This is a genomic window from Bacillus sp. SRB3LM, assembly GCF_015712745.1.
Taxonomy (GTDB): Bacteria; Bacillota; Bacilli; order Bacillales; family Bacillaceae_G; genus Bacillus_A; species Bacillus_A thuringiensis_K.
On sequence record NZ_VWVQ01000067.1, the window covers coordinates 234,414 to 256,585 of the forward strand.

Sequence of the window (22,172 nt, forward strand, 5' to 3'; positions counted from 1 at the left end):
AAGCATATGAAGCTAGTTCCCTTCATTTCTTAATATTTTCTTCGTCACCACCGCTATTATTATCATTATGAAACTAATAGCTAATATAGGTAAATAAATTTTCGTACTGAATCCTTCAAACATAAAACCATATACGACTTGCCCAATTGGTGCCATACATTGAGATACCGCTGTTATAATTGCCATTACTTTTCCTAGATTTTCATTTGGTGTTTTCTTTTGGACTACAGTAATCACATAGATGGATACAATTGTCATAATCATTGCGATTAGAAGAGAAGAAAGTATAAAGAGGATAAATGGTGGATAGTATCCTAAATTAAGAGTAAACGGTGTAACTGATAGTGCCACTGGTATTACTAATAAAGCTATGATAAACATCCAATTATATAATCTTTTCATCTGTAACTTTTTAGCAAAGAAACCGATTGACAATGCCCCTAATATGGTTGCAAAATCAATTAATCCCATTCCAATTCCATACATCATATCGCTACTCTGCATAGTTACTCGTAACATAATAGGTCCTCCGACAACAAATAACGGTGTCAAAATTAAGTTTAGTAAAGCTGCAAGTAACATAGCCTTCAAAATAAAAGGTTGCTTTAAAACATAAAGAAAACCTTCTTTCATATCTTTTACAAGTGTAGGTACGATATGGCCTTCCTGTATTCTTTTTATAAATGGCATTGTAATAAACATTTCTAAAATCGCAGATAAAAAGAAAGCAAGACAACTTGTTATTACGAGTATTTTCAAACCAATTATGCCATACAATATTCCTCCTAATACAGGAGTAACTATATTAGATAATGCTTGCACACCATTTATGATACCGTTTGCTTGTTCTAACTTTTTCTCTGGAACTAATTGCGGAATACTTGCCATAACAACTGGTGCGTACATTGCACTAACGACTGCTAGTAAAAACATAATTGTTCCAATCAATAAAATAGATATCGATTCAGTTAATAACAAAACTATAAAACTTAATACAATAGCAGCGTTTATAAAATCCAAAATGACCATTACATTACGGCGGTTGAAACGATCTGCTATCGCTCCGCCAAGAGGAGCTAACAAAAACGGGATACTCGTTACGGCATATAACCCTGCAAATATATCGGCACGTCCTGTTATATCTAGCACATATAAAGACAGTGCAAAACGTAATAGTGTTGAACCTAAAATAGTAATAATTTGACCACTTACCATTAAGTGAAAATCTTTCAAGGAAGATTGAATACTTGCTGGCATCCTCATCACCTCCTTCATTTAGCATAGACCGACTGCCGGTCTATAATACCCAAACAGAAAAAAGCTATTTCTGTTTCATTAAAACCTCGATCATATAATTAAAGGACCCTTCTTTCGCTCCAACAGATACTTCCATCATTTTAATATAAGCCTTAGCTCTTCTCATCATTTCTTCCGTTTTCCACTGGAATAAACCATCATCAAATATGACTTGTGCTGAAGAGAGTAATAATTCAATTGTTTCTTGTGGGTATGGAGTATAAAATATGCCTTCTTCTATTCCTTGCTCTAAAACTTCCGTTAATACAGGAGATAAATGTATAATGGATTGCACTAAACTTTTCTGATGCATTTCTGCATTATTTGGTTGATGGAATTGTTGGATCATTTTTTCTTTTACATCTCCTGATTTTGGTGATTGTTCCATTAAAATTTTAAATAACTTATCTAAAACGGGGATATCGGGATTGGAGACAATCCTTTTCGCCTTAGTGACATCCTCTTTAATAATCCTCATAATGATTTCATCCATTACTTCCTCCTTCGACTTAAAATAATGATAAAACGTCCCCTTTGCTATACCAATTTCTTTTAAAATATCATTCACGGTTGTTTTCGTATAACCTTTCGTAAGAAACAAACGCTCAGCTGTTTCTAAAATTTCCTTTCTACGCTCCTCATACTCCTTTACAATTCGCATTCAAGTTCTCCTTCCCACCAGACCGACTGTCGGTCTATTAAAATTATATGTTTAGTTTGCAAAAAGTTTCCTATTATCGTACATATACAACACCATACTTTCCATTTCCTTTATAAATTTTTATTTTTTAACGTCCGCTCAATTTGTTTAAAACGTATCTCATGTTTCTTATCGTCACCTTTCATTTTAGGAAAAGAACGATGCCCTCCGCTTGATCCTATTTTTCTCGATTCTTTATCCAGACGCACAACACTTTGTAGTTTTTCAGCTCCTTCACCACAAGTCAGCGCATCTCCTTTACATCGATGACTTCAAAAAATGACAATTGATTCATACGATACGGTTCCCCTCCGTTCGATCTATGTACTTATCAATGGAGTATTTTGTTGAGTTCCAATATGTAATATTGCATATTTCGCACTTTTAATTTTTGCACATGCGATAATTTATTTATAAAAATATAAATTATTAATAAGGGTGATTTATATGAGCAAATTCCGAAAGAAGATGATTAAATATTTGCAAACATTTTGGGGATGCTTAACATTTGGTGTATTAATGTTTGCCATCTTCTTAATTACGGATTTAACAGATGCATCTTTAAATACATTAGGTTGGAGAGACTGGCTAGGTTCTGTAGCAGGCGCAACCATTTTATCTGTTGGGATGTTTACTTTAAATAAATTGAATTTAAAATAAACATTCGGTCAATACTGTATGTAGGCTGTATGCCAACATTCATTTAAAGTAGTCTTCTCTGTATCTCCTTGTATTGAGTATTGAGCAGTTAGCTTTTGCTAGCCGCTCTTTTATTTTGTTCCGGTTCTTGCCTCTTAAAGAACTCTTTATCTACTTTCCCCCAATAAGTACACATATCTATTCTCCATTGCTACAAAATGAAATCTTTATTTTGTTTTACGCGTCGCTTTTTCAATCAGCCAAGATACAATATTAAAATCATTAGCTTCCCCTTTAAAGATGTTCCGTTCCAAAAGCATTCTTTCATCACTTCAAGTAATTCTTCAACAGCTTCAATTCATCTCATATTCATTTTCCCTTTCTCCCAAATAACTATTTTGTTTTATTAATTAACTGATTAATAAAACAAACACCTTTATTAAACATTCCATGTTTCTTCACCCCTTGAATATTTTTTAAATAAAAATACATACTATTTTCAAGCCGCCGTGTCCACGGCTAATACCTCTTATCTTTTGTTACAGCAAAAGCAGGTAGGTTCTTCACTTATCTGCTTTCTCTGTATATTTTTTAAGAAATCGAAAATAATACCAACAAGCTGTTTGAACTAGCAGCTTCACTCTTCTCGCAATGGGGATGCAAATTATCACAATTAGCTAACTCATTGAGCTCACTGGCAGACAACCAAAATCGTTGTCTGCTTTTTGTATGAGATTTTTCGTTTTACATATACTACTTTTGAACCTGCAGACCAATACGAGCCATTTTGGTGCTTGGGATTTCCCTTCCGGGGATAAGTATCTTTTACTTATCCCTTTTTTGTATAGACATGTATATTTAGGGTAAAACTAATTACAAGCAGATTTTCTGTTTATGCGTAGTTCTAAACAAGATTACTTTTTCTCCTATTAAAGGACGGCAGGTACGACTGCTAGTCCTTTTTTCTTATTTCGCATATTATCACTACATTACCTTCATCGTCATAAGCAATTTCCCCATAAGGATGGCAGTGGTGCTTCTCGAGTTCCTCATCGATCAAAACTAACAAATTAGTTTTCCAGTTTCCAACAATCGTACACCAATACGAGTTTAATCCTTCATAAACTTCTCTTGTTCTATTTCGATAATTGCAGAATGTGTAATGAAAATACTCGCTCGCTTCAATACCTTTTCTTTTAATCAAAGTGTTCTGCTGAATGATAGTAATATCCTTGCTCTAATGGTTTTGGACTATAAAATTTCCTTTATAAATTTCAAATACGGTGAATGAAATTTTTGTTTTTTCTTGCCATCATCCTTGTTGTATACAAACAAAAAAAGAGCCACAATATTTTGCGACTCTTTTACAATTATAACTATTTAACGACCACGCCTTTGCTGACCTTGCTTTGTACTACCTTTTTTATTACTTGGCTTATTAAATGATCGGTTATTTTCATTTCTAGAACTATTTCTCGAACTATTTCTTGAACCACTTCTTGAGCTATTTCTGGAATCACGTCTTGAATCACTTCTTGAACCTTCGCGGCTATCTCTTTGACGATTTTGACCTGATTTCTTCGGAGCCGGCTTTGGTACCGGTTTTCCATTTTCATCAACATGTTTTATCTTTGGTTGTTCAATTATTTCTCTTTGTATTGGTGCACCAAGCGTTTTTTCAATTTCTTCTAAATGTTTTTCATCTTTCGCTGCAACGAACGTAATTGCAAGACCTGATCCACCTGCACGTCCTGTTCGGCCAATGCGGTGAATATAACTTTCTACATCTTCAGGGATATCAAAGTTAAATACGTGCGTTACACCATCTACATCAAGTCCACGAGCTGCTACATCCGTTGCGATTAAGTACTGAATTTTAGCTTCGCGGAAACTCTTCATAACTCTTTCACGTTTCGCTTGAGGTATATCACCATGAAGTTCAGCACAATTATAACCTAGTCCTTTTAAATTATCATAAAGTTTACTTACTCTAAGTTTTGTACGGCAGAAAATAACAGCTAAAAATGGCTGATCACGATCCATAACAAAACGAAGTGCATCTGGCTTTGCACGGTCTGTCGTCTCAATGACACGCTGCTCAATTGTATCAACTGTTACTTCTTCACTTTGTACTTGAATCATTTGCGGTTCATCCATATAACGCTTCGCCAATTTTTTAATATCTTTTGGCATCGTTGCTGAGAATAACATCGTTTGTTTACTACCTGGTGTCTCATCTAAAATATCTTCAATATCATATAAGAAACCAAAATAAAGCATTTGATCCGCTTCATCTAATACAATTGTTGAAAGATTACTTAAATCAATTGTTTCACGGCGTATATGATCTAATAATCGTCCCGGTGTTGCTACAACAATATGTGTATTACCTTTTAATTTTCTCAACTGTTGCGCAACATCTTGTCCACCATATATCGCTAGTACATTAATATCTTCTCTTTGAACAAGCATTTTTTTAATTTCAGTTGTAATTTGCAGTGCTAGTTCCCTTGTTGGTGCAACAATTAAAGCCTGAACATCACTAGACGCTGGATCGATTTTTTCTAAAATCGGTAACACGAATGCTAACGTTTTACCCGTTCCTGTTTTCGCCTGCCCAATAATATCTTTACCTGACATAATAACAGGAATTGCCTTCTCTTGAATTGGTGTTGCTTCTGTAATTCCATTTTCACGTAATGTATGATTAAAAGTTTCACTAATTCCTAATTCTAAAAAGTTTTTCAAATAGACCACTTCTTTTCCTTATTTTTCACATTAGCTTTCATTGTACCATTTGTTTCGCCAAATATGAAAAATAAAAAAATTCTTATCTTCTTTTTTTATATTCATCGTGTACTAGACGAACAAATTCTTTTTGCTTTTTCTCAGATTTTATTAATGCTTCCATGTTAGTAGAAGACAAAATGAACTTCTTAATTTTGCTATTACATCAAATAACGAACCCATCTTCTCCCCCCTATACTCTTGCTCAAATTATATATATTCTTCTTTACATATATATTTCAATTTTACCGAAATATAATGTTACTGATTTGCTCGAAATCGCAAAATATATGAACTAAAAAACCGATCTTTTCGATTTAGGAAAGACCGGTTTTCATTAGTTTATACAGTAAGCTTTCCTCCATGATAGCAATAATACTCTGCTGCTTTAAAACTTTTAATCCTATTTAAAGACTGTTTCGCTTTTTCTATATCTAAACAAAAATTCGGATTAGCTATTACTAACTCACTATTCTCTTGAACAGCCGCATCTCCCGTAATTACACAATCTAAATTCGGAAAATATAATGAAATATGCCCCGAAGTATGTCCTGGCGTCGCTACTATTTGACATTCATTATTCAAAATCATTTGACCATCATGCACTTTTTCATCGACGGAAATATGTTTTATATTTTTTAACTGTTGTATAAACCATTTACCAAATTCTTTTTCTTCATTTGGCATACGTTCTAACATTTCTTCAGCTTGAACTAACCTCTCTGATTTTATATCACCACTAATATAGTTAGATTCAATTTCACTAGCAATAATATTAATATGAGGATATTTCACTTTGAAATCATATAAAGCCCCTAGATGATCATCATCATAATGAGTAATAATTATATTTTTTAAGTTTTTCATCTCATATCCATGTTTTAATATTGCATTTTCAATTAAAGGTAAAAAACTTGTATATCCTGTATCGACTAATGTTAATTCATTATGTACTATAATTAAACTTGGATAAACACATTGTTTTTGCCCGTTAAATTCGAATTCAATTGGTAGTTCTATTATTTTCATTTTTCTTCCCCCATACCGCTTATAAAATGCATAATAATAACTAAATCATCCACATACATTTTACAATATATATACTATGTAACGGAACAATGTGAATCATTGTATAATCCACATTATATTATTTTAAACAGGTAATCCCCTATTTTTATGGAAATATATAATTAAGAAAAACAATAAAATTGATTAATCTCTCACTTCTTTGTCCATCCTTTTAAAAAATCTATATTTTGTAAAAGGAGTGTTTATATGGAGAAACAGACACTTTGGAAAAAGTTCAAAAAAAGCTCTGTAAACCTCGGTAAATCTAGCGTATATGAAAGTATTATTTTATTCTACACAATGAAAAAGAAAGAATTACCTACTAAGGCGAAATTCATAATATTAGCCGTTTTATCTTATTACGTATTAACAATCGATTTCATTCCAGATATAGCTGCTATTATTGGGATTGGCTTATTAGATGATGTTTTAGCAATCGCTGTAGCGCATAAATACGTTATGAGACACGCAGATGCTGAAATTCGAGAAAAGAGCAAAGTAAAGATGGAATCATTATTTACTTCAGCACAAGCATAATGAAATTATCTAGTCATTTACCTACCTTTTTACTTTCAAATAAAGCTAACTGTAATTAATGATAGTTCCACCTCACTGAATATTCCCCTTCACCATGAGAGCATAGCAGAATAAATCCCTAAACAAAAGTATTTCTCTTAGCTCTCAAACCGTAAACAAATAAGGCGTCAGCACTTGTTCCTAAGTTCTGACTCCCTTTTATTTGTTCTTATATCTATCTGGTTATACAGTTGCATGTGTCCCCTTATACAAAACTGCTATTGCCGCTACTATAAGAATCATACCCATAAAAGCAGGTGCGGCATGACCAAGTGATACATAGATTTGTCCTCCAAGAATAGGACCAATCATTCTTGCTAAAGCTTGAATAGATTGGCTTCCACCTTGAATCCTTCCTTGTTCACTAGAACTGACAGACTTTGAAAGCATCCCGTTGAATGAAGGCCCGAAAATTGAATCCCCAAAACCATACATCAGCATTCCAACGATAAGTAGTGGATAGAGTGAAAGCAAAGCTGATGCCGCAATAAAACTGTATCCTATAATCTCCGAAACCATCCCAAGAATTGCTATTTGTTTATCACTAAGCTTGATTAAAAGCTTTGGCATTATAAAACTTTGTGAAACAATGTCTTGAAAGCCCAAAATTGAAAACATAAGTCCGATTAATGCAGGTTTCCAACTGAAAGTATCCATTGTAAATTGCGTGAAAATTGCTTGTAAAGATCCGTTAGGTATCCAAAGTAAAAACGCTGAGACAAGTAACCATTTTAAATTTTTCATGGAAAGTATGTTTGCTAGCTGTGCAAAAGGATTTAACCTTACAAAAGTAATCTCTTTTAACCTGTTATTTTTGTCAAGACTCTCAGGCATGTATTTCATACCATATAAAACATTTAATAAAGTTATGAACGCTCCAAAGTATAATGGTACAGAATGACCAAACTTTGCAAGTAAGCCCCCAAGAGTTGGTCCAATAATAGTTCCCGCACCTACAACCGCACTCACCCATCCAAAGTATTTCGTTCTCTGCTCTTTTGGAATGATGTCTGCAAAATATGCGAAGATAGTACTTATGCTCCCACCTGTTATACCTTCTATTATCCGTCCAGCAAATAGTACCCATAAAGCTCCTCCTATGCCAAAAACTAAGTACCCGATTGCAGAACCAAATAAGCATATTAAAAGTAATGGACGACGGCCATACTTATCGCTTAAAGCCCCGAGTGCTGGAGCAGCTAAAAACACGCAGGCGGCATATACGGAAGTTAGTAGTGTAACAACTAATGCTTGTTCTTCCGGATTACTTGTATATGGCTGTACTAAGAATGGGACTACAGGCATGATGATACTGAAACCTATACCACAAAGAAATACAGAAATAAGTCCGAATAGTAAAGCATGTTTATCTATGCTTTTTTCAGTTTCCCTTTCATTTTCCGATCTAAATATAGACATTTAACTTCTCTCCTAAAGATTTTGTTGCTTTGTCAACAAAATAATAACTCTGTTTTGTTGATTAGTCAATAAAAATAAAATAATAAAAAAGCAGCCTATTCTCATTAGAGTAAGGCTGCCCGTAAAAGCCCGATTGGTGAGGGCTGATAATCAGTGGAGATGAAGAAAACCCCACTGATTAAAGTTTCACTTTATTATTAAAATGTATTACGATTTAATATGTATACCTTGTTTCTTTATTTCTGCATCCAAATGTCTACTATACTTTTCCACAAAGCTAATTATACTGTTGAATTCTTCTTCAGTTACTTGCTCAAATACAGCTTTATCCCGCTCTTGAAACTCTTTGTGCAGATCTTCATGGATTTTATAAATTTCTTTCCCTTGTTCGGTGAGCCTAAAATAAATTTCTTTCTTATTTTCTGACTTTTGGTAGCTTTCAACAAGGCCTTTTTGTATGAGCTTCTTAGTCATTCTACTTATAGCACCACGAGTCACATAAAAAGCCTCTGCGAGTTGTGTCACGTTAGAATCTGCATTGTTTTCAATATATTCAATACAGTGGACTTCAGAAGACTTAAACCCTTTAAGACCTTCTTCCATCTTATCTTTATTAAGCCAAACCAGCTTATTATATAATTCCCTGAAACCGTTCATGACCTGTTCTTCTTTATTCATGACCTGCCCTCCTCACCGCTCATTAGCACATTAAGACTATTATATTAAATTTCTGCTTACGTTTCGACAATATTGAAATAATTATTGTAACATTAAAGATATGTGCAAAAATTGGCGCTTAAATAATACAATTAATTAAACGGAAAATTCTGCAAGTTTATCGCTACTTACAGTAAACGGTAGACAAAAAGTAAGAGCTAAGATTATTTCTCTTAGCTCTTCTTTCATAAAACTATTTTACTTCATTAGCAACAAAAAAGTGCTCACATACACTCGATATGCGCTGTAAGTCCACGTTCCCACCAGATATAACTGCTACTACCTTTTTCCCTTTTGTATAGCTATCAACTTTTCCTGCAAGAAGTGCAGCAGTTGCTAACGCACCTGCACCTTCTACAACAGCTTTCCCACGTTGTAATAAATCTTTCATCGCTACTTCCAGCTCTTTTTCTGATACAGTTACAATATCATCTACTAATTCTTTTACAATTTCAAATGTTAATTCGCCTGGTATTTTAACTGCACAACCATCTGCAATAGTAGGCGCCTCATAATGTTCTACGATTGCGCCTTTATCGTAAGATGCCTTCATTCCGTGAACATTATCTGCTTGGACACCAATTATATTAATGGATGGATTAAAAGATTTCAATGCTACAGAAATACCAGAAATAATTCCGCCTCCACCTATTGGTACAATGACAGTATCTACATCCCACATATCATCAAGAATATCTAATCCAATTGTACCTTGACCAGCCATTACCTCTACATCATCATATGGATGTAAGTATGTTTCACCTGTTTCCCTTATAATTTCTTCACATTTTGCCTTTGCATCATCAAAGGTTTCACCATGTAAAATTACTTCAGATCCATATCCTTTAGTTGCTTCAACTTTCGCCTGCGGTGCAGAAATTGGCATAACAATTTTACTCTTAATACCGAGTAAATGAGCAGATAATGCAACTCCTTGTGCATGATTACCTGCTGAACATGCAATTACACCTCTTTCTTTTTCTTGATCCGTGAGCCGCGACATTTTATTAAATGCGCCACGAAATTTAAAAGAACCCGTTAATTGCATATTTTCTAATTTCAAATGAATTTCTCCGCCCGTTTTACTAGTCAAGTAAAACGATTTTACTAATGGCGTTTTACGAGCATTTCTATCTAGAATTTTGTGAGCTTTTTTAATATCGTCTATATGTAATGGTAGTTTTCTAGTTATCATACTTACACCTCTTCCAATGTTCTATTCCTAAGTTTTCGTAAGTCTTAGCTCCTTTATACGAAAAGAAAAAGTCTTTATATATGTACCCCACTCTAAAATAAACACATTTGCAAACAATTTAACATCCTCTTCATATCGCGTTCTTTATAATGATTTAAACATGCAATTTGAATCCAATTATTCTTTTGCAAATAAGATGACTCATAATGAACAATGTATCCTTGTAATGCTAACGCATCGCCTACTACTTTAGAAGAATGATCTTCGCTCAATACAATAGTAAGTATAATTGGCGCGGCATGTTCTTTAGGTGAAACAAGCTTTAACCCCATATCAGTAATAACTTCTTCAACATAATCGTATGTCTCTTTAATTTTTACAAATGCCTTTTCATCTTCAAATCTCTTCAACGCTTCTTGCAATGCGTAAATTAAATTCCATGATTGTGAGTATGGAATGCTTTCATTTTCTTCATACATGCCAATGTCCATATAGGCCGGCACAGCCTCGTTTATTTTTACAATGTGGTTATGAAAAACGAAAGAAATTCCGGTATATGATTTAATCGCTTTACCGCTAACACCACTTGCAAAATACACATCTTTCAGGTCTAATGGTATTGCTCCAATTGAACTTATACAATCTACACATAGTTTCATTTGATTCTCGTTACAAAGAGTATTTAACTCGTCTAAATCGTTTAACATTCCAGTAGATGTTTCATGATGAACAAACCAAAGCCATTCATAATTTCCAGTTGTTATTATTTCTTCTAATTCGTTATAAATAAACGGTTCTCCCATTTCTTTTTTATACGTATCAAAATGTAACCAAGCTCGTTTTGCATGTCCAACTAATCTATTTCCAAATTCTCCATTTGTTAATATTAGTCCTTTCCCTTTTAAAGAACGTAACTGTAAAGCAATCGCATCATTTGCTAACGTCCCTGTTCCTAACATAAGCTGTACATGTTTTGCTTTTGTCATGTGAAGTAACCGTTTTTTCGCATTGTCCATTGTCACTTGAAATGACTTAGATCGATGCGAAATAGGCCGCGTAGAAAATGCCTTTCGAACATTCTCTTCAATATCTACTGGACCAGGTAAAAACGTATATTCTTTCGTCATAATCCCCCCAACACTCGACTCTTCAAACATAGCAGGAGTAACATACATTGGCTGGAAGGTTGCTTCTTCTGTACCAACTAACGTATGGAAAGATTTGAATCCCATTTGCTTATATAAAGCTAGTTCACGTGTTGTTGCAGAAATGAGTGCTAATTCATATCCGTTTAGAAGCAAATAACGATGTAGAAAACGAATTAATCCTAACAACGCTCTTCCATTTCTATATTCACGTTCTACTGAAAGTAAACGAATTTCATACACTTTTTCTCCATGCTCTTGCAAATAAACATCTAAATTTGAGATTTTATAATCTAACGAGAATGGTCGTTTTTCCCGCACTGCGACCATACCTACTAATCTATCCTCATCTAAACAAATTAAATATGTATTTTCTTTATGAAACCGATCTATACGAAACCGGTCTTTCGTTTCTTCATGTTGTGGTATCTCTTCCACAAAAGTTTTATAATTTAATTTATGTATACTTTCAAATTCCCAATCTTGATCAGCAACTTTATAAATTAACCCCATGCCTTATCTCCTTTATCTATTTAATAAAAAATGATAAGTGGAGATTATCTCCACTTATTAAACATTCATTTTATTCTCGATTTACATATAGAATAAGTACAATAATCATTCCACTTAATATAGTGGTAACAATAGAATAAGAATAAAGAATCATACAAATTGGTAAACAAGCAATCGTAATTAGTCCTGGCTTCGTAAACCCTTTAAATATTAAATAAAATACAATAAAAATGCCTAAGAGGGTAAGCGCTATCAAATAATCAAATGCGATTAGTCCTCCTATAAATGTTGAAATACCTTTACCGCCCTTGCCTTTAAATAAAACTGGGTAAATATGTCCAATAATAACGGCCAATAATGTTAACATTACGAATGTAGGATCTTTAAAAAGAGATTTTGCTACAGCAACAACTATTGCCCCTTTAATCGCATCACCTAAAAATGTAGCGATGAAATACCCTTTTCCATATACGCGCCCCATATTTCTTGCGCCAGGATTTCCGCTTCCTTCATCCCTAATATCAACGTTATGTCTCAATTTTGTTACTATATAAGCGGTCAATATGTTTCCAATTAAATAAGAAGCCACCAAATATAAAAACTGCATACTATTAATCATGTAATCATTCACTTTCTACATGGGAATACATATACAATATTCAATTACTACGTATATTGTACGTTTTTAACATACATCCCTTTATACATTTTAACATCATATTTTTACAAATCATACAAAAATTCTCATACACTATTTTTTAAAATATATATCCCTCATTAAATAATATGTTCCTTTCACTGCCATTTCTGCTTGTGCTACGAATGTAATTTCTTTCATACTTTCTTCACAGCATTTCTGAAATACAGCAAATATTTCAGGAACTAAACGCAATATACTGCCACTTACTGCAATTGGCGTTGAGTACTTAAAGTTCAACTTGTTATAAACATTTACTGTAATCCTTGCTAATTCCTTTCCAGCTTGCATCATAATTTCATGCGCATCATCATTGCCATTTCTCGCTTCCTGAATAACTAATGGCGCGATTGCTGCAATTTTATCTTTAGAAGAAGTATATACTAAGCTTTTTATATGAGACGGTGTCAAAAGTTGAAACTGCCTTTGAATATTCAAACTCAATGGACAAAGACTGATTCCTTGATCGAACTGAATTGCCATTTTCTTTAAAGCTTGTAATGCAATCCAATATCCGCTCCCCTCATCTCCTAAAATATGTCCCCATCCACCGCTATACTGATATACTTCTTCTTTCTTTCCGATACAAATTGCACCTGTACCACCTATAGTTAATATTCCATCCTTACCTTTTAAAGCTGCTGCATGCGCAATCATTGCATCATTAAAAATTTCAATTTTTGTTCCGTATTTCTTTTTAAAACGTAATGTTAATTCATTTGTATTCGCTCCGCTTATACCAGCTACTCCTAAACAAATACAAACGCAATGCCCATTTATTAAACTCTTCTGGCATTGATCAATTGCTTCCATAATATGCAACAGTGCCTGATCAAAATCTATTAATACATTTCCAAATCGGCTCGTACCTCTTACAACTTCATTTCCATCTTGATCAAATGCAATGGCCTCCGTCTTCGTTCCCCCGCCATCTACTCCAATCATATACTTCATATGTTCGCCTCATTTTCATCTGCGTATGGAGGGAATGTTATATTCCCTAAAATTACGGAATTCTTAGCACCTGTTGCGCTCGGCACATTACTCGGATTACGATGATACGTTTCGTTTGCTAAAATAGCAAATGCAATTGCTTCTTTCGCTGCTGAAGAATGACCAATATCTTCTTGTATACATATGCTACATTTCTCTTCTCTTAATCCATTCCGTAACATTTCAACAAGTGTATTATTATAACTTCCACCACCACCTAAAATCACCTCATCAATTTCATAATACGGCAAAATAAACGCCTTATAATGATGAACAATTGAACATGCTGTAAACATCGTGACAGTTGCCAATATATTTTCTTTACTATGCTTTTTAAATCGATTCAATAATTCAGTCACAAACGCTTCTCCAAACTGTTCTCTACCTGTTGATTTTGGTGGTTTTATGTTCAAAAATGGATGGTTCATACAGTATGTTAAAATTTCATCTACAACTACCCCCTGCTTTGCAATCCAACCATTTTGATCATATGGTACATGAAATAATCTTTGACATACTTCATCGATTACCATGTTGCCTGGTCCCGTATCAAAAGCAATAACACTCTCATTACTTCGTTTACTTGGAAGCACTGTAACATTCCCAATCCCACCAATATTTTGTAGCAGTCTATTTTTAGTTTGATGCTGATATAAAATAACTTCTGAATATGGTACAAGTGGTGCACCTTGTCCCCCTGCCGCCATGTCCATTGTTCGGAAATTCGAGATAACCGTCGAGTTCGTTTCATATGCTATTACTGCTGGTTCCCCAATTTGCAATGTTGAAGAAATAATATTCCCTTCTTGCTTTGGCTGATGATAAATCGTTTGTCCGTGAGAACCTATTAAATCTAATTGTCTCAAAGGAAAATTGGCCTCTTTACAAACTTCCTTTACAGCATTGGCGAAGAATAAACCAAGTTTAAAATTCAAACTACATATAAGTTGGACATTCGAAGTTTCAATTGATAACGCTTGTTGGATCTCATTTTTTATATCATTACAAAATAGAACTGTAGTAAAATAGATGGGTTCAATTTTAGAATCTACACCGCTTCCTTCTATATGAACGAGTGCTACATCTATTCCGTCTAATGATGTACCGGACATTACCCCTGCAATATACATAACGTGCATGACCTCCTATTTACTAAAAAACAATCATGTAAGTAACCAACGTACAACCAATCGAAAACAATATAAATCTAAAAAACAATTGAGCTTTCGATGCAAACGACCCATCGATGAAAGAAACAACTATCGTAAGCAAAACGCTTGCCGCAATGCTTGTAACGAGCCATATACTATGCATTTGCGATAGATTTAGCATGCCTAATAAAGGGACAAAAAGTAAATTTGAACAAATCACTCCAAATAATAATAAAAATACACCTTTATAACTAAATTTTATATTCATTTTATTCCCCCCTTACTGGTTTTAATGTGAAAGAAGTGATAGACAGAAGTCTATCACTCAAAATAACAGCATGCAGATTAAGGATTAACAGATTCCCCGTCACCATGCTTTTCAATTTCAAGCATATTTTTGTCGTACATTTTAAAGAATGGTAAATAAATAAGGAATGATATAGCTATATTTATTAAGACTAATACAATAGCACGCCAATCTCCACCTGTAGCTAAATATGCACCAATTGGGGCTGGTAGTGTCCATGGTGGCATAATATGAGTTGGCGTTACAAATCCCATTGCCGTTGCGGCATAAGCAATAGTCGCTGTTACTAGCGGCGTAATGACGAAAGGAATAATTAAAATTGGATTTAATACAATCGGCAAACCGAATATAACCGGTTCATTTATATTAAAAATCCCCGGAACAATACACGTTCTCGATAATGCTTTCGAATATTTTGATCGACCAAATACGATCATAGCTAACACAAGCCCTAACGTTGCGCCCGAACCACCAATCCAAATAAACCATTGATAAAACGGTTCTGGTGCAATAAACGGAAAATGACTCGCTCCACTTGCTACAGCTTCACCGTTCTTTCCTAAATACACATCCCAAAGCGGCCTTGCCACAGTACCTACAACTGATACTCCGTGTATCCCGAAAGACCAGAAAAACGTAATTAAAAATACAGGTATAATAACGCCAAAGTAACTATCACCAGCTTTTACTAACGGTGCGGCTAGTTTATCTACAACGTAATGTAAATCAACTTTAAAAACGACTGTAATAAGACTCATAATAATAATAACGAATGCTGCAGGTATAAGTGCTTCAAATGAACGTGATACTGACGGTGGTACTTGTTCTGGCATTTTTATCGTTACGTTATTCTTCTTACAAAATCTTAAAATCTCAACTGATAAAATAGAGACAATCATCGTCACAAATAATCCATGACCTCCGAGGTTTGTCATTGGAAGCATAAATCCTTTTTTATCAATTAACTCAGGCGTTAATGTTAAAAGTAGTGAACATACCGCAAGCTGTGCTCCTGATAAAGCATCTAATTTATAACTTTTCGCTAAATTATATCCTATTCCAAATGCTATATATAAGGACATAATAAACATAGTTAAACGATATGGTATTAATATACTTGTTTGATTCTTTAATGCCCAAACCGATATGAAACTATCTTTCGGCAGTGGTGGAAATGCTACTATTAAAAAGAAGCTTCCTACTATAATAAATGGTAACGCCGAAATAACTCCATCACGGATTGCTTGTAGATGCCTCTGCTCAGAAAGCCTTGCCATCGGGCCAGATAAGTTTTTATCAAGAAACGTGACAAACTTATTCATAACGCTTCCCCCTAACTGATTAATTCATTTACAGTTTTTAATAAAGTCGGGCCTCCAAGCGGCGTGTATGCTTGCGGTGGAATGATGCCACACGGAATAGATTCCTCCTCTGCAAATTTTTTTACAGAGTCAAATCGGTGTCTTATTTGAGGTGCCACCATTACGACATCCCAGCCATTCTTTACTTCTCCCTCTACCTCATTCGTTCCAATTGCATGCACTTCCATGTTCAAACCATTTTTCTCCGCTTCTTTTTTTAAAGCGTTTACAACAATTGCACTGGACATTCCTCCAGAACAGACAAACAAAACCTTCATTTATTAATCCTCCTATACTTATAATTTATTACCCTTCAAATGAAAGGAAGTTTCACTTTACTAACAAGCATATGAAGTAGTAAATGAATTTAGTTATAATGAAAGTAAATTTCATTAAAAATATTTTTCCTATTAAATTAATGTTTCAATGTGTAATTTTCTCTATTGCAAGGCCAACCTCACCTCAGATATTATTTTAAATAATCATATGATAGGGAGGCGTATAAATGATCGTTAAACGTTTATTAATGATATGTTGTATCGTCATCTTGTTCATCCCTTTCTCTTTCATTTCCCCTCACTCTACTTATGCTGAAGTAAATACTACGTACAAAAAACATGAATTACGTGCTGTATGGATCGCATCAGTTCTGAATATTGATTGGCCCACAAAAATTGGCTTACCTATTGAAAAGCAGAAACAAGAATTTATAAGATTATTAGACGATGTAAAAAGCACTGGTATGAATGCAGTTGTTGTACAAATTAAACCAACAGCTGATGCTTTCTATCCTTCAAATTACGGCCCTTGGTCTGAATACATTACGGGTACACAAGGAAAAGACCCCGGATACGATCCACTTGCATTTATGATTGAAGAAGCACACAAAAGAAATATAGAATTCCACGCATGGATTAATCCATACCGAATAACGATGAATCACACTGATATAAATCGATTATCAAATAATCACCCTGCAAGGCAACACCCCAATTGGGTTGTACCTTATGGCGGAAAGTTATATTACAATCCCGGTATTCCAGAAGTGAAAAAATTTATAACAGAAGGTGCTTTAGAAATCGTACAAAATTACGATATTGATGCGCTGCATATGGATGATTATTTTTACCCATATAAAGTAGCCGGTGAAGAATTTCCAGATCAGAAAACATACGAAACATATAATAACGGTAAATTTACAAATATAGAAGATTGGCGACGTAACAATGTAAATGAACTTGTAAAAGATTTAAATACTGCTATAAAACAAGAAAAATCATACGTAAAGTTTGGCATTAGTCCGTTCGGTGTATGGCGAAATATAGCTGACGATCCGACTGGCTCTAACACAACCGCAGGCCAAAGAAACTATGATGACCTTTATGCTGACACACGTGAGTGGATACAAAAAGGATATATTGACTACATTACACCGCAAATATATTGGAATATAGGTTTCACACCAGCTGCATATGACATATTAGTAGATTGGTGGGTTAAAGAAACAAATAACAAACCGATTCACCTATACATCGGTCAAGCGGCCTATAAAATTAATAATAACTCCGTCCCTGCTTGGTCTGATCCAGAAGAATATCCAAGACAAATTACATTAAACCGGCTATATCCTGAAATAAAAGGTAGTATGCATTTTAGCTTAAAAGATATTAATAACAATCCACTTGGAGTTAAAGATAGACTCTCAAAAGACATATATATACATCCTGCATTAATCCCGCCTATGCCTTGGATTGATCATGATCCACCAAAACAACCGACATTAAAAGGTGCCATTCCAAGAAATGAAGGTATTGCAATCGGTATCATTGACAATAGAGATAATGATTCTGCTTATTACGCTATTTACCGCACGAATGGGAAAAATGAAGTAGATATACAAAACCCCAAAAATTTACTTACTACTGTAAGAAAAACAAAACTTGGAGAAATTTATGTAGATAAAACCGCTATTTCTGGAGAAACGTATACGTATGTCGTAACTGCAGTTGATCGATTGCATAATGAAAGTGTGGCTTCTAGTAAATCTACTATTCAAGCAAAATAAAAGTAAGAGCCCGCATTTTTTTGAATGCGGGCTCTTACTTTTATTTTCGTAGTTCACTATATTGAATATGAATTCTATTCTCAGGGTTTTTATCTACTGTGTAAAGTACAAATAAGAAGAACCATTCTAGTGGCTTCATTAAAATATAAACAAAATCAGCCGACCATTTCGTATTAATATGTTTACTAATTGGATAACCGTATTTATCATAAAAATTACGAATAACTTTATGACATTTTGGTACCCGCTCCTCAATTACATTTTCAAAAGCGTTCGCAATTAATAACTGTCGATTAACTGTAATTCTTTCCCCATGCCTAATTCCTGTTCGTAATGGCTTAACGATGTTTTTATGACCTTTCACAGAAACTGTACATAAATAATGCCCATCCCCGGAGACAATTTGAGGACTTGGGGCGGGAATCTTAGAATAATTAAAACTACTTGTTTCCATAAACACTCTTATAAAACTATCTGGTTTTTGGCCAAACAGTATTAAAATAAATTGAACAATTAACAAGACAGGAAATAAACTTATCATCCAGACTGTAGCCATTTTTTGATATCCAAAAGAAATGCGATACAGCAATAATATAATTCTGTTGCTCTGCGTATAATCTTTCTCATTCTGAGATTGTATGAAATAACCTAATGTATTTCTTAATTTAGCTAAGAATAATAGACTAAATGCAAGCATTCCAACTTGAATACAAAAGACTGGAATGTATCTCAATCCTCCTAATTCCGTATAAAAAGCAGAGCCTGTATGAGTAATATAGATGAATGTATATACAATGTTTACTATCATTAAAGTACTATAAAAAATATAAAATATTGGTGAAAGTTTTATTAAGCCTGTTGTTAATCTCCAATACGAAACTCCACCTAAAATAACTAAAAGAACTACTATCGCAATGTGGTCATGTGCTAAAGAAGCATATTGATCAGACATCATTCCGTTCTTTTCGAATTTATGTAATGGTATTCCTGCTCTTACATCATTTGCATTCCACATAATACCTAAACCAAAGATAAAATAACTCAAACCTATTGATAATATTTCCTGTGGCTCGAACTTTAGTATACTTGAGGAATTCTCCTTCTTCAATTGGAAACTATCCCATGCTTTACTAATAGGGTAGCCAAGAAATAAAAATAGAATTACAAATAGTATGACTAACTCAATTAGCACAATATCATACCCCTTTTATAATAATTGTTTACACAAAGTATAAAAAAACACTCTATATTTTACCACTTATTAACGTTTGTATATACAATTTCACAAAAGATTACACTCTCTCAACTCACAAAAAAAACGCCTAAAAGCTGAAACATTCAACTTTTTAGGCGATCTCTTCTATTTATTCTTAAACTTCTCAGTCGCTGCTCTCATCTTCACATTTAAATCGTGATCAATTGAGTCGCGAATATCTCGCTCTACTACTTCCATTTCTTTTTGGAAATTTTCCAAGTAGATTTTCAATTCTTCTTCCTTCTCTGGTCTTTGTGAAGGTGGTAATTGTACTACCAACGATAACATGGCCGTTAAATCTTTCATTAAGAACGTTTCAAGTTTATGTTGTTGTTCAAACATGCGTTGCTCTTGATAGTACGGAAGTGCGTTCAATACTGAAATTGTAATATCATCAACCGTTCTTTGTAATGAAGGATTTATTGAGCGTTTATACGCTTGAATTGTATTTAATGCGTCTGGATAACGGTCATAAAAATACAATTTGTAAAATGATAAGTCTGTCGGTTTTACAGTTTGTTGTGTTTCTTGTCTTAAGAAATCTTTCACTTTCATCGCAGCCACATCGATATCTTCATTCGTAAACTTTTTCGTAGTTTTTGCCATTACATGCACTTTTTTCTGCTTTTCTTTCGGTAACATCGAGAAGACTTGTTCTCTCGTACGTTGACCTGATGCACAAAATAGAGTATTTAATGTATTTTGTTCTTTCTTTCCTTCAGTGCGAATCCAGCGATAAAACAGTGGATGTTGTGTAAATTCTTGTAGAAACGGTATTGATTTGTTTGATAACTTATCTAAAGAATCTTGCGCTCTTTTATATGGCTTCGTCCATGAAAAATACAACTTCCGTCCGAAATATACGACTAAAACAACAACAGTAAATGCTATTAAAAGCAATGTACCGAGTAGTAATAGTACTGTTTGAATGAAACTCATTTGTTCACCTCCTCTAATAATCCGTTATTTCCTTGGACGCTGAATGAGTTTCTGCTTCATCTCATCATTAAATGTGTCTAGTTCAATAACGAACTTCTTACTTGACTCGATAATACGTTCTGACGATTTTTCAGATGCTTCAATTGCAGCGAACACATTTTGGAATGATTCACGTAATTTATCCATGCTAATAGCGGGATTTTCAAGCAATTTCGTCGTCTCTTCTGTATTTTGTTTTAACGCTTGAGAATTACTTAATACCATCGATTCAATTGCTTCATTCGTCGCATTTACAGCGTCAATTGTTTTACGTTGATTCGTTAATGCTAGCTGAATAGCAGCTGAAACTGTTACAACGTTTTGCGTCATCGTAATTGCATTTCGTATTGCCTCTGTTAACTTTTCGTTATTTTTCTTAATGATGTCTACAGAAGCTATCGATTGTAATAATACACTTTTCGCTTGCTGCATATTACGTGTACGTACAAGTATCTTTTCTAACGCATCGTTAATTAACGGAATATCTCTTTGACGCTCTGGGTTTTGTTTCTCAGCTTCAAGCATGCCAGCAAGCTTTTTCCCTAAGTATACTTGTTTATCAAGCGCATGAATTTTATCGTGCGATTGTTCTTTTAACATTTCAAGACCAACTGTATCCTCTTGTAAGTTATCACGGCCAATTAGAAGGGATCTAATAATTTCCTCGATTTGTTTATCTATAGATTGGTATTTATGCACGTATGTTTCAAGTGGATTTTTCTTGAATACTTTAAACATTATTTTCTTCATACCACTTGCTTTAAGTGAATTGGGATCAAGCTCTGATACCACTTTTCGTAATTCTAACAATGTATTTGGAATTTCTTCATTTTTCCCATTCATCATCGCTGTTACAGGGCGTTTTAAAGCTGATAACGTTTGTCCTGCTGCTTGTTGCTCTTTATCCCCTAAATCTCCTAGCTGAGACAATACTTTTGATAAATCTGTATTTTGCTCGCTATTTAACTTTTGTACATAAAGATCAGCTTCTTTATTTAGTTCCTCTAATTCTTCATCTTTTATAACTGTATCAACTACTACTTCTACATTATTATCTTTCACAATGGATACAGGTTCTTTTTTCTCGAGTTCAGTCAACAAAATCGCTCCTTTATTTATATGTGCGAATTTATATGCACTATATTTCATCAATTATATCGTATTTCATATACATTCTGACTGCTTGAAATCGATTTTTTTAGAAATGTCTGTTTATGCAGTCATTCCCTGTTTCTTACTATAAGTATACCTGTAATCAACATAATTTTCCTCAGACTTAAGACCTAGAGAACTACATGCTGAAGGCGGAT

Annotated in this window: 20 protein-coding genes; 3 read left to right on the forward strand and 17 right to left on the reverse strand. The window is 34.0% G+C overall.

Annotated elements, in window-relative coordinates; translation table 11 throughout:
* Positions 1 to 12: 12 nt before the first annotated feature.
* Entirely contained in the window at positions 13 to 1,257 is a 1,245-nt protein-coding gene (locus F3I02_RS20865; protein ID WP_196478358.1) for an MFS transporter, read from the reverse strand.
* Between the two features lie 64 nt (positions 1,258 to 1,321).
* Positions 1,322 to 1,957, reverse strand: a complete 636-nt coding sequence (locus F3I02_RS20870) for a TetR/AcrR family transcriptional regulator (protein ID WP_001223583.1) — start codon at positions 1,955 to 1,957, stop codon at positions 1,322 to 1,324.
* A 486-nt stretch (positions 1,958 to 2,443) separates the two neighbouring features.
* Here F3I02_RS20870 and F3I02_RS20875 point away from each other — a divergent pair, with 486 nt between their 5' ends.
* Positions 2,444 to 2,656, forward strand: coding sequence for a hypothetical protein (locus F3I02_RS20875; RefSeq protein ID WP_000033163.1), 213 nt, complete (start codon positions 2,444 to 2,446; stop codon positions 2,654 to 2,656).
* A 1,359-nt stretch (positions 2,657 to 4,015) separates the two neighbouring features.
* Here F3I02_RS20875 and F3I02_RS20880 read toward each other — a convergent pair.
* Both F3I02_RS20880 and F3I02_RS20885 read right to left on the reverse strand, forming a co-directional pair.
* Positions 4,016 to 5,392: a DEAD/DEAH box helicase gene (locus tag F3I02_RS20880; protein WP_002164013.1), complete on the reverse strand. Its 1,377-nt coding sequence runs from the start codon at positions 5,390 to 5,392 to the stop codon at positions 4,016 to 4,018.
* Between the two features lie 372 nt (positions 5,393 to 5,764).
* Positions 5,765 to 6,451, reverse strand: a complete 687-nt coding sequence (locus F3I02_RS20885) for an MBL fold metallo-hydrolase (RefSeq protein WP_000691173.1) — start codon at positions 6,449 to 6,451, stop codon at positions 5,765 to 5,767.
* A gap of 246 nt (positions 6,452 to 6,697) precedes the next feature.
* Here F3I02_RS20885 and F3I02_RS20890 point away from each other — a divergent pair, with 246 nt between their 5' ends.
* Positions 6,698 to 7,027, forward strand: coding sequence for a YkvA family protein (locus F3I02_RS20890; RefSeq protein ID WP_196478359.1), 330 nt, complete (start codon positions 6,698 to 6,700; stop codon positions 7,025 to 7,027).
* A gap of 222 nt (positions 7,028 to 7,249) precedes the next feature.
* Here the strand turns inward: F3I02_RS20890 and F3I02_RS20895 are convergent, their stop codons facing one another.
* The 10 genes from F3I02_RS20895 to F3I02_RS20940 form a co-directional block, all read right to left on the reverse strand.
* The gene (locus F3I02_RS20895) at positions 7,250 to 8,485 is read right to left on the reverse strand and encodes an MFS transporter (RefSeq protein ID WP_196478360.1); all 1,236 of its coding nucleotides are present in this window, start codon (positions 8,483 to 8,485) and stop codon (positions 7,250 to 7,252) included.
* 207 nt (positions 8,486 to 8,692) lie between these two features.
* Positions 8,693 to 9,163, reverse strand: a complete 471-nt coding sequence (locus F3I02_RS20900) for a MarR family transcriptional regulator (protein ID WP_001030902.1) — start codon at positions 9,161 to 9,163, stop codon at positions 8,693 to 8,695.
* 232 nt (positions 9,164 to 9,395) lie between these two features.
* Positions 9,396 to 10,397, reverse strand: coding sequence for a bifunctional threonine ammonia-lyase/L-serine ammonia-lyase TdcB (gene tdcB, locus F3I02_RS20905; protein ID WP_000632956.1), 1,002 nt, complete (start codon positions 10,395 to 10,397; stop codon positions 9,396 to 9,398).
* Between the two features lie 92 nt (positions 10,398 to 10,489).
* On the reverse strand, positions 10,490 to 12,055 hold the full coding sequence (locus tag F3I02_RS20910) for an aminotransferase class V-fold PLP-dependent enzyme (protein ID WP_196478361.1): 1,566 nt from the start codon (positions 12,053 to 12,055) through the stop codon (positions 10,490 to 10,492).
* A gap of 70 nt (positions 12,056 to 12,125) precedes the next feature.
* Complete coding sequence (plsY, locus tag F3I02_RS20915; RefSeq protein ID WP_000610866.1) at positions 12,126 to 12,674, reverse strand: glycerol-3-phosphate 1-O-acyltransferase PlsY; 549 nt, start codon at positions 12,672 to 12,674, stop codon at positions 12,126 to 12,128.
* Positions 12,675 to 12,806: 132 nt separating this feature from the next.
* Positions 12,807 to 13,706, reverse strand: a complete 900-nt coding sequence (locus F3I02_RS20920; protein ID WP_196478362.1) for a BadF/BadG/BcrA/BcrD ATPase family protein — start codon at positions 13,704 to 13,706, stop codon at positions 12,807 to 12,809.
* On the reverse strand, positions 13,703 to 14,875 hold the full coding sequence (gene anmK / locus F3I02_RS20925) for an anhydro-N-acetylmuramic acid kinase AnmK (protein ID WP_196478363.1): 1,173 nt from the start codon (positions 14,873 to 14,875) through the stop codon (positions 13,703 to 13,705). Before anmK ends, F3I02_RS20920 begins: the two co-directional genes overlap by 4 nt.
* 22 nt (positions 14,876 to 14,897) lie before the next feature.
* On the reverse strand, positions 14,898 to 15,164 hold the full coding sequence (locus F3I02_RS20930; protein WP_001021977.1) for a hypothetical protein: 267 nt from the start codon (positions 15,162 to 15,164) through the stop codon (positions 14,898 to 14,900).
* 77 nt (positions 15,165 to 15,241) lie between these two features.
* A complete protein-coding gene (locus F3I02_RS20935) occupies positions 15,242 to 16,525 on the reverse strand; it encodes a PTS sugar transporter subunit IIC (protein ID WP_196478364.1) in 1,284 nt (427 codons plus the stop codon).
* Positions 16,526 to 16,536: 11 nt separating this feature from the next.
* Positions 16,537 to 16,842: a PTS sugar transporter subunit IIB gene (locus F3I02_RS20940; RefSeq protein ID WP_063675324.1), complete on the reverse strand. Its 306-nt coding sequence runs from the start codon at positions 16,840 to 16,842 to the stop codon at positions 16,537 to 16,539.
* 227 nt (positions 16,843 to 17,069) lie between these two features.
* On the opposite strand from F3I02_RS20940, the gene F3I02_RS20945 reads away from it, so the two are divergent.
* Positions 17,070 to 18,629, forward strand: a complete 1,560-nt coding sequence (locus F3I02_RS20945; RefSeq protein ID WP_196478365.1) for a glycoside hydrolase family 10-like protein — start codon at positions 17,070 to 17,072, stop codon at positions 18,627 to 18,629.
* A 40-nt stretch (positions 18,630 to 18,669) separates the two neighbouring features.
* Here the strand turns inward: F3I02_RS20945 and F3I02_RS20950 are convergent, their stop codons facing one another.
* The 3 genes from F3I02_RS20950 to F3I02_RS20960 all read right to left on the reverse strand — a co-directional run bounded on the left by F3I02_RS20950 (position 18,670) and on the right by F3I02_RS20960 (position 21,960).
* On the reverse strand, positions 18,670 to 19,821 hold the full coding sequence (locus F3I02_RS20950; protein ID WP_196478366.1) for a DUF6688 domain-containing protein: 1,152 nt from the start codon (positions 19,819 to 19,821) through the stop codon (positions 18,670 to 18,672).
* A 168-nt stretch (positions 19,822 to 19,989) separates the two neighbouring features.
* Complete coding sequence (locus F3I02_RS20955) at positions 19,990 to 20,823, reverse strand: DUF3974 domain-containing protein (RefSeq protein WP_000008375.1); 834 nt, start codon at positions 20,821 to 20,823, stop codon at positions 19,990 to 19,992.
* A gap of 24 nt (positions 20,824 to 20,847) precedes the next feature.
* Positions 20,848 to 21,960, reverse strand: coding sequence for a toxic anion resistance protein (locus F3I02_RS20960; protein ID WP_000137407.1), 1,113 nt, complete (start codon positions 21,958 to 21,960; stop codon positions 20,848 to 20,850).
* Positions 21,961 to 22,172 lie beyond the last annotated feature (212 nt).